The sequence below is a fragment of the Acinetobacter sp. genome (genome assembly GCF_045628685.1).
Classification (GTDB): Bacteria; Pseudomonadota; Gammaproteobacteria; order Pseudomonadales; family Moraxellaceae; genus Acinetobacter.
Genome location: NZ_JAZQPV010000041.1, coordinates 1 through 11,560, shown reverse-complemented (window position 1 = coordinate 11,560; position 11,560 = coordinate 1). Strand labels below are relative to the sequence as shown.

Genomic DNA, 11,560 nt, shown 5'->3' with positions numbered 1-11,560 from the left:
AATCCCCTGATCGCCTTTATCTGCAAGGATAAAAACTCCTGATGGAACAAGATGCAGGTTTATTTTGAAGTTCTTTTTTTAGCTTTGCCAATTCCGCAAGTGGATCACCAGATTCTATGATTTTAGGCTGTTGAGGATCATAACGTTTAATTCAGGCATAAAGACTGTGCGGGGTTGTACCTAAACGCGCGGCAACTTCAGCTACGCTATGACCTTTTTCAGTCACTTGCTTTACTGCTTCATCTTTAAATTCTGGGGTATATCGTTGTCCACTCATGATGTTCTCTCCTATGCAAAAAGAATAGACGAAATTTGTCTAGAAGAGTGGTGGCAGTCCACTTTTAAAGGGAACATCATCGACTTAGGCCCCTATTTGCAACAGTGCCCAATTATCTTGCTCTACTATACCCAGACTTTTTAGATGATTTAATGATGCTTTAAATCCAGCACACCAAATAATCACATCAATTTTCTCTTTTCCCCATCAGACCAAATAACTGCATCTGTAGTTAAGGATTGAAAAGGTGGACGGCTATGCAAAACTCCTCTATCCCTTGCCTCTTTAACAATATCACCGAGTCCACCTATTGGCTGGTCAACTGTTCTTCCCTCTTGTTGTGCTTTTAAACGCTCAGTCGCTCTTAAAAACAGTACTCAACCATCAACATTATCAGGTAAAAATTGCGGAGGAGTTTTTGTCACCCAAATCGTTTCCGCAACTTGAGGAACTTCAGCAAGTATTTGTGCTCCTGAATTTCCACCACCTACGATCATGACTTTTTTGCCTTTAAATAAGTCGGCATTTTTATAATCGGATCAATGAATTTGTACGCCTTGAAACTGTTCTAGACCATCATAATTAAGGATAAAAGGCTGGCTCCAAGTTCCTGTTGCACTTACTACAACTTTAGCTCACCAATATTTTTCACCTGCACATACATCCAGATATTGGTCGTTAGGATCAATGCGATCCACATGTACTGGACCGAACCACGGGAAACTGATATCGCTGCTCATAAGCCGCTAAATATCCAATGACCTCATTTCTTGGGGGATAGCTCTGTTCAGTGGTAGTGCATCATCCAACCAGATAACAAACTCCAAGTATTCGGAGAAAAAAGGCGTAACGACTCCCACGCATGTAGCCAAGCACCCCCCTGTTTGTTTTTAATCATCTAAAATGATGAATGGTATTTTTTTAAGATTTAAAAAATAAGCAGTAGATAACACTGCTTGTCCACCACCAATGATTACTACGTCAGTTTCAGATTGTTTCTGGTTCAAATCTGTTCCCTTTTTTATTTCTCATATATAAGCTAAATATCCAGTCTTTAAGACCGGATATTTACTTATTTAAATGCTAACAACTTACCAATCATATTGAATCAGTTAGGTATTTCTATAAGTACTTAAACTTATAAACCACGCTGATTCACACGCTTAGATAACTCTTCAGCCGATTCTTTACGTTCTGAATAACGATCAGTCAGGTATTTACTTTGACCTCGTGTCAGCAGCGTAAACTTAAATAACTCTTCCATCACATCCACGATCCTAGTGTAATAAGAAGAAGGCTTCATATAACCATCTTCTTCAAATTCCATGAATGCTTTGGGTACTGATGATTGATTTGGAATAGTGATCATCCGCATCCAACGTCCTAAAATACGCAATTGATTAACTGCATTAAAAGACTGAGAACCGCCACAAACTTGCATTACAGCTAAAGTTTTACCTTGAGTTGCACGTATTGCACCTGCGGCCAGTGGAATCCAGTCGATTTGAGCTTTCAAGATTGAACTCATTGAGCCATGACGTTCAGGAGAGCACCAGACCATACCCTCTGACCATGCTAAGAGTTCATGTAGCTCTTTAACTTTAGGATGCTCCATATCGCCATCTTCAGGTAGAGGTAAACCTTTAGGATGAAAAATTTTAACTTCCGCACCGAAATACTCTAGGATTCGACCTGCTTCCTGAATAGCTAAACGGCTATATGATCTTTCACGATTTGAGCCGTACAGAAGCAGTATTCTTGGTGGATGATCAAGGTCTTTTGCTTGAACTTTTTCTAAGGTAGGCTTTTCTAAAAGACTTAAATCAATATTCGGTAAATTCATCAGATTTATACCTCTTTAAAAACTTTTTTTCTCAGCCATAAAGATACCGTAACCAGAGCGATCAATACGGGAACTTCTACCAATGGGCCAATAACTGTGGTGAAGGCTACAGGTGAAGCCAAACCAAAAGTGGTAATAGCTACCGCAAGTGCCAATTCAAAATTGTTTCCTGCCGCAGTAAAGGAAATAGCAGTCGTTTTAGGGTAGTCATTGCCCATCCATTTACTCATAAAGAAGCTAATGAAGAACATCATAATGAAATAGATGGTTAAGGGGATTGCTATTCTCAGCACGTCTAGAGGTAAATGAACGACTTCACCACCTTTAAGGCTGAACATAGCCACAATCGTAAATAAAAGCGCAATCAGGCTGAGTGGACTAATCTTGGGAATAAACTTGGTTTGATACCATAGCAACCCTTTTTGTTTCACTAAAATCAGTCGGGTTAAGAAACCAAGTAGAAATGGAATGCCGAGATAAATGAGGACAGCATGAGTAACTGTCCAAAAGCTTACATCAATAACCTGTGCTTCGACACCGAAATAAGGCGGTAAGAAGGTGAGGAAAAGCCAAGCATAGGTACTAAAGAATAAGATCTGGAAGATACTATTAAAAGCAACCAATGCCGCTACGTATTCATTATCGCCACAGGCTAATCCATTCCATACCAAGACCATAGCGATACATCGAGCCAATCCTATCAGGATCAAACCTGTCATATATTCAGGATAGGAATGCAGGAAAACTATTGCCAGGATAAACATCAAACATGGCGCTATAAGCCAGTTCTGAACAAGGGATAAGGTCAGGGTACGTTTATCCTCGAACACTTTTGGCAAAGTTGCATAATTAACTTTAGCGAGTGGTGGATACATCATCAGAATAAGTCCTATTGCAATAGGAATATTCACTGAATCAACACTCAGCTGATCTAATGCAACAGAAGCTTGAGGAAAGAACACGCCAATGCCTACTCCTAATGCCATAGCAATAAAAATCCATAGCGTTAAGTTTCGATCTAAAAATGAAAGTCTGGAAGTAAACATGGCTTACTCGAGGTTAGAAATATTTTGATTTCATTGATTAATTCAGGATGAGAAAAGCTATTTAGATCAAGTGCAAATAAAGCGTCTAAACGTCTATTGATGTGATCAACAGTCTTTAAGAATGCCTGGAGTTTTTCTTCTTCAGGAAGATCTAAATGTGATGGGTCGGCTAATCCCCAATGCGCTTTAATTGCATCCTTTAAATATAAAGGACATGATTCTTGAGCGGCCGAATCACATACTGTAATCACGACATCAGGTTGGTACTGTTCACAGTCATCTATTGTTTTGCTGGATAAGCCTTCTGTAGATAGACCTAAGTTTTCCAAAGTCTTAATCGTTAATGGATGAACTTTACCTGTAGGCTTACTACCAGCACTATAAGCTTTCCATCCTTTAGGAGCACGGCTGTTAAATAGCACTTCTGAAAGGATGCTGCGGCAACTATTGCCTGTACATAAGAATAGAAACTTCATGGTTATTAATCACAATGTATTGAAATAGAGGTAGAGGTAGCGTTGCTGTTAATCATGGCGTCACTTTGAGCTGAGATGATGTTTAGAACAGCTTTAGCCCATTCTGGAAGATGGGGATTTAAGCGGTAATACACCCACTGTCCTTGCCGCTGATCTAGCAAAATTGAAAGGTTTCTAAGCAATGCCAAGTGTCGGGAAATCTTAGGCTGACTGAGCTGCAAACGTTCGGTGAGTTCACAAACACAGATATTTTGCTTAACTATCACCAATTTCAAAATATCTAAACGAGTGGGGTCAGATAAGCATTTAAAGAAATCTGTTTGATTCATTTTCTTATAACTCCCTATATTCACTATTTCGAATATACGTATATCCATATGTATATGCAATATTGTTTTACCCTGAGAAAACTCATGTCACATAAGATTAAGATTTATCATAACCCTGCCTGTGGAACTTTAAGAAATACGCTTGAACTTATTCGAAATACAAGGCAAGAACCTGAAGTGATTGAGTATTTGCAAACACCTCCCAGTAAAGAAGAGCTAATTACGTTAATTGATAAATCAGGGCTTTCTGTGCGTGAAGCCATTCGAAAAAATGTTGAACCTTACGAAAAACTGGAATTAGCGCAAGAACATTGGACTGATGATCAGTTAATTGGTTTTATGCTTGAATATCCAATTCTAAAACCACCCATTTGTAGTAACGGATCTTGGTATTAAATTATGTCGGCCATCTGAGTTAGTACTGGATTTATTAACCGCCCCTCAACTGAATGATATGTGCTGACTGCCGGTTGTCCCTTTCACTGGCGCAAGAAATGGCACCGCTGCTGGGATGAGGTCAGATATTATTCTGAAAGATGTAAACATCAATCCAAATAACCTCTATCCTAGCGTAATGCTGCTAGAAACGTTTGTACTGCCGCGAACAATAGGCCCGAATCACATCCGGTGAACGCAATTGAAAATGTTTAGTTTTACGTCCTGACACTTGTTCACGCCACAGTTTAAAACTACTTGGTTTCATATTTTGACGCATTAAGCGAATCACTGCAGATTCATTCAAACCAAACTCTTGCTGAATGGCTTCAAAAAGGTATTCTATCCTCCCAAGTCATTTCAATAATCCGTGATAGATCTGTTCAACAATATTCAATTACACCGTGCACAAGCTCTACTTTGTTTAAAAATTAGAAAGTCGTTGATTACGTTCACACTCATATCTCTCCATATTTCCTGATCAGATCAAACCGACTGATGTTATTTTATAAAAAGGAACATGAAGATTTTGTGATTTTTGGGGCTGCGCTGTATTTTTTTTATTATTCATCTGTAGCCCACATATAATACTTTGCAGATCTTTTTAAGTAGGATTCTATAAGCGGATCATCAATTTTGAATACTTTGTGTTATCGTTGATAAATCCCTTATTAATGAGCCATTTCTTTAAATAACTGGTATCTAAAAAATTAGTGGACTATCAGAGTTCATTTCACTGCACCAGTCGTACATATCTACGAGCTGACCACTATTCTTGCCTGCCAGTTTCTAGCTATGCAACATCGTCTTCTTTCAACCAGTTACGGAAACCCTCTGCTTTAGGGTCGAAATCTTTAAAGGAATGAGCATTATTCTGTTTTTGAATTACCTCTCCTCATCCCAGAATAAATCGAACTTCAACATTCATACCCACAGCTTGAGCCGCCTTTTCACCCGTAGCTGTACCGAAAATTAGGCTCAAGATTACAGTAAGTGCCGCAAGCAGGATATCTTGGTTAAGAACAAATTTTATGAATTTTCCTCTTAAAGGTTAATTACTTATTTTATACGGGGCTGAATTTCTTTTTCAGGGTGTTAAGCTCCTGATATTTTTAAATATAGGTCGATTCATTTCGCAACTGACTTCATTTTTTCACCCTCCCCCATCAGACCTATTTATTTTTCTTCAGAAAATAGAGTAATTCATGAGATGAATATGAGGTTTTCATGACCCAACATAAAAATTATAAGCTGCCCATAAGTCGCTTAGACTGGAGCCAGAAAGCTTTTTATATCGATATCTTTTATGCAGAAGCTAAGTATGAATCTCTTAAAATTTACGGTACAGATCATTACCAAAAAGATCATCTTTTTTTGATTTATAAACGTAGTCTAATAAAGGGTATTACTTTACCAAATTACCGCACATCAGCAGAGCTTAAAAGTACAACCATTAGGTAAACACTATGAAAATTCTTGTCGTTCTTACATCACATGACCAACTTGGCAACACAGGCAAGAAAACAGGCTTCTGGCTTGAAGAGCTTGCAGCCCCTTATTATGCCTTTATCGATGCAGGTGCAGAAGTCACATTAGCCTCTCCCAAAGGTGGCCAGCCGCCGTTAGATCCTAAAAGCAACGAACCCGATGCCCAGACCGAAACAACGCAACGTTTTGAGGCAGATTCCTCTGCTATGCAAGCACTTGCGCACACCAAAAAGCTGAGTGAAGTTTCTATCACAGATTTTGATGCTGTGTTTTATCCAGGCGGTCATGGTCCCTTATGGGATTTGGCAGAAGACAGCCATTCAATTGCCCTGATCGAACAAGCCATTCAAGCAGCTAAACCGGTTGCTGCGGTTTGCCATGCGCCTGGGGTGCTTCGTCACGTCAAAACAGAACAGGGCCAGCCCTTGGTCGCCGCTAAGTCAGTCACCGGTTTTAGCAATACCGAGGAAGCTGCAGTCGGTCTGACTGAAATAGTTCCTTTCCTGGTCGAAGATGTTCTGAAGGAAAATGGGGGCAACTATTCCAAAGCCGATGATTGGCAAGTGCATGTTGAAGTCGATGGATTGCTCATTACCGGACAAAACCCGTCTTCTTCTGAAGCAACCGCCAAAGCCCTACTTCAGTTGTTAAAATAAGCCTTACCCATGGCTGGACGCATAATTTTGAATGTACTCAGCCATGCGACTTTATAAATCAAGATCAGCTTTAAAAACAACAATTCTTTAAGACACTTTATTTATTTTTAAAGGATTATTGACGTGTTCTCAAATATTTCTATAAGAATGCGATTATTTAAAAATTTATCATATTGCTTAGGCTATTCAATGTACAACAAATTTACTCTTAATATTAAACGTAGAAATATAATTTCAATATGTATCTGTCCCCTCATTCCCACTAAAAAATGCAATATTGCCAAATTATTTCTATAGCCTTTACGCTGCTACTAGGATATTTGAATGTCTCGTCCCTATTTTATTAATGAGAGTTTTAGGTGACTTATTGATAGGATTTCCCCCGCATATACCATAATTTTTCGTGTCAATTTGAAGGCTTAACCATTAAGCTAACTTAAGTTAGCGTGATCAATAAAAAAAGTGTAGTAAGTTGCTACACCTTTTAAATAATCTCTTTTCCGAAAATTTCATTTAACCGTTCGCGATTTCCTTGTACAAAGGCGGGATCATTTTTTAGCTTAGATTTCATCTCTTTTTTGAAATCATTCATGGATACGCCAGCCACCGCAAAATCCATTTGAAACATGATATCGTTTACAATCAAGTTAGCTTGGGAATCGGTTAAACAGCCTTCGGCCTTAAACCACTTGCTGAACTGCTTATAATTCGGATCATTGGCATGAATATACCAAGACCGAACCGTCATATCGAATTTTGCGCCCAGCTCTTTCACGATGGCGTTATCATCAAAATCGACATCCAAATAGATTTGGGTATTTTCATTGCTTTGAGCAATAACAACTTCACTATGTCCACTGGTAATCTTAAACCGCACACCGACAATAGGCCGCCCCTTCTTAATAGTGTCATACTCGAGCTTGAGGCTGGTTCTTTCATTAATTTCTTCAACAATTTTATCTAATACATAACGTCTGAAATCAACCCAACGGTCATATTTCTTCTCACCAATATCGGTCAATGCTTTGATGTTTTCCAATGACAGTTCAACTTCATAAGTGTCCTGATTGGCATACTTGAACTCATTTTTAATAAAGTAGGAATACAGGCTCATACTGGTTACAGAGTCTAGAGCAAATAAATCTTTTAATTGATAGGTGGTGAAATTACCGCTCGCCAGACGGGTAAAATAAGGCAGTACTTCACTGGTAAAGCGAATCTGTAAGGCATTTTTAGCGTCATCTTCCCAACGTAGCTCTCGAATAATTGGGACCACAGAGTGGACTTTTTTTACTTTCCGCTTGCTGTCATCCAAAGGCTCTTCAATAACAAAATGGGCAACACGAGAGGACAGTTCTTTATAGATCCGATCTATTGCAACATTGATAGAATTTTTTTTATCCAAACCCAGCAATTCGCCTAAATCATCTTTATGCAAATAAATATAGGTTTGCTCGGTAATTTCTCGATCCTGATTATTTTTCTCACCGTAATTTGCAACAGCCATCGCATAAAGGAGTGCCTTATACTCATTGGATGACAGTTCAATCGGTCGAATCAAGCGATTACTGGTACTGACCACGCCATTATGGCGAATATTCCCAATACAATAGGGTAAATATTCGATTTCTTCTTTTTCGTTCAGCTTGTTCATAAGTGGAAAATAAAAGTACTTTTCTATATGTTATACACAAAAGTGGAATTCTATGCAAATTATCCACCCTTTCAACTCGCTCCACGATAGAAATGAACAACAAGCAATCAAAGCAAAGGCTAAGAGTGGAAGCCATGTCACTTTGTTTTATTATTTAAAACACTTTTTAAACTAAAGGTGGAAAGTAAAAATTATTTTACACTTATTAGTGACAAAGCTTCCACTTTTAGTATTTATCAATCATTTTTAATAGGCGTGAAAAGCCAAATAATGCGCCAAACCAGCCCTTAAAGTGGAAAAAATAATTTGAAATGCACCTTAATAGTGACAAACCTTCCACTTTTAGCTGAATGAGAACTAAAAACAGACCCTATCCTTGATGAAATTACGAACAAACAGGTTATCCACAGTATTAAAATACCAAAATGACAAGTCTTCCACCTTTAAAGCCAAATAAACTCACTTATCAACAGATTAACAATTTGTTTTTAAATAATTTTATAGTTTAAATTCAAACTTTATATAAACCTAATGACAAGTCTTCCACCATAGTGACAGGTCTTCCACCTTTCAGTGACAGGTCTTCCACCTTTCAGTGACAAACCTTCCACTTTTCAGTGACAAACCTTCCACTTTTAAAATCCTAAGATATTGATTTAAAAGAATAAAAAAGTGCTCTAATTATAATTAACTAATTATATAAATTAATACTAATTATAATTAGCTAGCTATATTTAATAAAAAAAAGAATGTGTTTATTTTTTCTTCAAGTTAAAGAATAACTTTAAGCTAACTAAAAGAAGGTGTAGCAAGTTGCTACAAAGTTCTTTATATTACAATAACTCAAGCGAGGTTTATTATGACAAGTAAGTCGACTAAAATTATTGCTGTGGCAAATCATAAAGGTGGTTGCGGAAAGACCACCACAGTTGTTCATCTGGCATCCGAACTGGCAGACTTGGGCAACAAAGTATTGGTGATTGATTTAGATCCCCAAGCCAATGCAAGTCTACATATCGGATCAAGACATCCAAGTGAAGTTGAAACCACCTCTGCTGAATTACTTGTGGGTGATTTAAGTCTGTTATCGGAAGCTTTAGAAGAAGAAACCAATTTTAAAAATGTCTCTTTAATTTATGGTTCACTTACTTTAGGTAAAACTGAAGATCAACTCAAAGATGATTCTCCAAGACCATCGGAAGAATTGGCAAGCAAATTGGAACTGTTAAAAGGATTATATGATTTCATCCTGATTGACTGTCCTCCTAGCCTAAAGCTTCTCACCAGTAATGCATTGGCTGCATCCACGCATGTCATGGTACCCATTGAATCAGGTTCACAATATGGTTTATACGGTGTAACCGATTTAATTAACCATTTAACTAAAATAAGACGTGTTAATCCGGAATTAAAACTCTTAGGCGCTTTATTGATTAAACATGATGAACGTCAAAATGTATGTAAACTTATCCGGGATGAAGCTTTAAGCCAAGTCGGCGAATTGCTAAAAACCACAATTCCGATGAGCACTAAAGTAAATCAAGCCGCAATTTTGCAACAACCCTTATTGGCGGTAGAGAAAAACGCTAAAGTTCGTAAAGCTTTTCAAGAATTAGCGAAAGAAATTATCCATCGTGTTGAATAAAAGTATTCTGAGAATATTATGGTAAGTACAAAAGAACTGTTGGCACAGCGTCTGCAGCAAAATACTCAAAAGCATCAGCAAGCTCAAAAAGAGCATGTCAATGATGTAAAAGAACTACGTCGTAATGTACAAATTACAGATATTCAGCCCAGTCCCAATCAACCGCGAAAAATCTTTAATCAACAAGATATTGAAGACTTGGCAGCTTCGATTGACGAAATTGGCTTATTACAACCAATTGCAGTTCGACGAGTACAGGATAAATATGAGTTGATCGCGGGTGAACGACGATTGAAAGCACATCAAGTTCTGAATAAAAATACCATTGAAGTGATTGTCATAGACGCATCAGATGAAGACGTGGCACTGTTAACTTTAGCTGAAAATTTAAAACGAGAAGATTTAACTGATTATGAAATCTATGTCGGTTTGAGTTCTCTGAATGAGAAATTAAAAAAGAACAAGCAAAAACTCGCAAAATCATTAGGCATGAACCGTGAAGATATGTATAAATATTTGTCTTTCGAAAAATTGCCTCCAGAACTGATTGCAGATTTAGAGCAACAACCGACCTTGTTGGCACGTACTGCCGCCACGGCAGTAAAAAAGTTTTTATCCGACTATGAAGATAATTACAGTAATGCTAAAAAAGCATTATTAGAAGCTTGGGCGAAACTACTGAAAAAAGAAGTAGAACAAACAAAATTGGCCTTGTTGGCTGAAAAAATACTCAAGTCGACCGAAACACAAGAGCCGATTAAAACCTCAATCGTGCATAAAATTGAATATGATGGAAAGGTTGCAGGGAATATTAAATTTGATCACAACACCTTAAAAGTGTCAGTAAAAATGACTGAATTTGATGATCAAAACTTACAAGAACTGGAAAATCTGCTGAAAAAAATGCTGGTGCCCTCAAAAAAACAAGTGTAGCAATTTGCTACACTTGTTTTGAGCTAAAACCAGTCATGCACTTTTGAACATAGTGATTAGGGTAAATAAAATTTAAAATTGATGAATATTATTAAAAAATCGATGTCTTTATATTTGTCGCTTACTTTGATTATTTTCGCATCCCACTCCAGTAACGTAATTTTATAAAAAAACGGATCTATCAGAAGAAGAAACATGGACCAGATCAAATTAATTTTGATCGTATTGAAGTATATAAATCAGGGAAACATTAAGTATGGATAAGGTTGAGCTGAGTATGGGTTGTAAACACTCTCATTTTCTTGCGAGAGGGTGTTTTTTAGTGGGCGCATTGGTGAATACAGCTTAAAGTTAAAATAAATGCGTTTAAGCTCAAATGAAGAAAATATGAGTATTCTGAGCCGCTAGAGTTCTTTTAAGCCAAATATAAATCAACAAATTTTAAAATATCTGCAAAAAAATAATCATCACCAAAAAAGTACAGGCCTGAGAATAATTTTTGGATGTCATCTATTTAAGTTGGTTCAGCTTAAGAGCACACCTATAAGCACTTAAGATCATAATTTGGTAAAGTCTAGCCAGGAAATCCTACATAACCCGAATCGCGGATAAAGTTTTTCCTTTAAAACATAAAATAATTAGGGTCTGTTGACATTTGTTGCTTAAAAAAATAGCGAGGTAGTAAAATTAAATCGCCAAACCCAATTTTACTCTCGCTATGCCTCGTACAATGCTGAATAATCAACACTGGTCTAAGTTACTTTCTATTTTCCGAAAT

10 protein-coding genes and 4 pseudogenes are annotated in these 11,560 nt (G+C 37.4%); 6 read left to right on the top strand and 8 right to left on the bottom strand.

Annotation, left to right across the window (positions count from 1 at the left end; translation table 11 throughout):
- Positions 1–157: 157 nt before the first annotated feature.
- The 6 genes and pseudogenes from ACKI4H_RS05745 to ACKI4H_RS05720 form a co-directional block, all read right to left on the bottom strand.
- Positions 158–277: pseudogene (locus ACKI4H_RS05745) on the bottom strand (transposase); the annotation flags it as partial.
- A gap of 90 nt (positions 278–367) precedes the next feature.
- A pseudogene (locus tag ACKI4H_RS05740) lies at positions 368–1,284 on the bottom strand (ArsO family NAD(P)H-dependent flavin-containing monooxygenase); the annotation flags it as partial.
- Positions 1,285–1,415: 131 nt separating this feature from the next.
- On the bottom strand, positions 1,416–2,120 hold the full coding sequence (gene arsH / locus ACKI4H_RS05735) for an arsenical resistance protein ArsH (RefSeq protein ID WP_407304399.1): 705 nt from the start codon (positions 2,118–2,120) through the stop codon (positions 1,416–1,418).
- Between the two features lie 5 nt (positions 2,121–2,125).
- Positions 2,126–3,166: an ACR3 family arsenite efflux transporter gene (gene arsB / locus ACKI4H_RS05730; RefSeq protein WP_407304398.1), complete on the bottom strand. Its 1,041-nt coding sequence runs from the start codon at positions 3,164–3,166 to the stop codon at positions 2,126–2,128.
- Positions 3,139–3,642: an arsenate reductase ArsC gene (locus ACKI4H_RS05725; protein ID WP_407304397.1), complete on the bottom strand. Its 504-nt coding sequence runs from the start codon at positions 3,640–3,642 to the stop codon at positions 3,139–3,141. Before ACKI4H_RS05725 ends, arsB begins: the two co-directional genes overlap by 28 nt.
- A 5-nt stretch (positions 3,643–3,647) precedes the next feature.
- A complete protein-coding gene (locus tag ACKI4H_RS05720) occupies positions 3,648–3,971 on the bottom strand; it encodes a metalloregulator ArsR/SmtB family transcription factor (protein ID WP_407304396.1) in 324 nt (107 codons plus the stop codon).
- A gap of 84 nt (positions 3,972–4,055) precedes the next feature.
- Here ACKI4H_RS05720 and arsC point away from each other — a divergent pair.
- Both arsC and ACKI4H_RS05710 read left to right on the top strand, forming a co-directional pair.
- Positions 4,056–4,434, top strand: a pseudogene (arsC, locus tag ACKI4H_RS05715) (arsenate reductase (glutaredoxin)).
- Entirely contained in the window at positions 4,428–4,529 is a 102-nt protein-coding gene (locus ACKI4H_RS05710; RefSeq protein WP_407304395.1) for a DUF2256 domain-containing protein, read from the top strand. Before arsC ends, ACKI4H_RS05710 begins: the two are co-directional and overlap by 7 nt.
- A gap of 22 nt (positions 4,530–4,551) precedes the next feature.
- Here ACKI4H_RS05710 and ACKI4H_RS05705 read toward each other — a convergent pair.
- A pseudogene (locus ACKI4H_RS05705) lies at positions 4,552–4,765 on the bottom strand (TIGR03643 family protein).
- 868 nt (positions 4,766–5,633) lie between these two features.
- Here ACKI4H_RS05705 and ACKI4H_RS05700 point away from each other — a divergent pair.
- The gene (locus ACKI4H_RS05700) at positions 5,634–5,867 is read left to right on the top strand and encodes a hypothetical protein (protein WP_407304394.1); all 234 of its coding nucleotides are present in this window, start codon (positions 5,634–5,636) and stop codon (positions 5,865–5,867) included.
- A 5-nt stretch (positions 5,868–5,872) separates the two neighbouring features.
- Positions 5,873–6,550: a type 1 glutamine amidotransferase domain-containing protein gene (locus ACKI4H_RS05695; protein ID WP_407304393.1), complete on the top strand. Its 678-nt coding sequence runs from the start codon at positions 5,873–5,875 to the stop codon at positions 6,548–6,550.
- A 484-nt stretch (positions 6,551–7,034) separates the two neighbouring features.
- Here the strand turns inward: ACKI4H_RS05695 and ACKI4H_RS05690 are convergent, their stop codons facing one another.
- Positions 7,035–8,204, bottom strand: a complete 1,170-nt coding sequence (locus ACKI4H_RS05690; RefSeq protein WP_407304392.1) for a RepB family plasmid replication initiator protein — start codon at positions 8,202–8,204, stop codon at positions 7,035–7,037.
- Positions 8,205–9,063: 859 nt separating this feature from the next.
- Between ACKI4H_RS05690 and ACKI4H_RS05685 the strand changes: the two genes are divergently transcribed.
- Both ACKI4H_RS05685 and ACKI4H_RS05680 read left to right on the top strand, forming a co-directional pair.
- Positions 9,064–9,849: a ParA family protein gene (locus ACKI4H_RS05685; protein WP_407304390.1), complete on the top strand. Its 786-nt coding sequence runs from the start codon at positions 9,064–9,066 to the stop codon at positions 9,847–9,849.
- Positions 9,850–9,867: 18 nt separating this feature from the next.
- Positions 9,868–10,782 (top strand): ParB/RepB/Spo0J family partition protein, encoded by a 915-nt coding sequence (locus tag ACKI4H_RS05680; RefSeq protein ID WP_407304389.1) that lies wholly within the window; start codon positions 9,868–9,870, stop codon positions 10,780–10,782.
- Positions 10,783–11,560 lie beyond the last annotated feature (778 nt).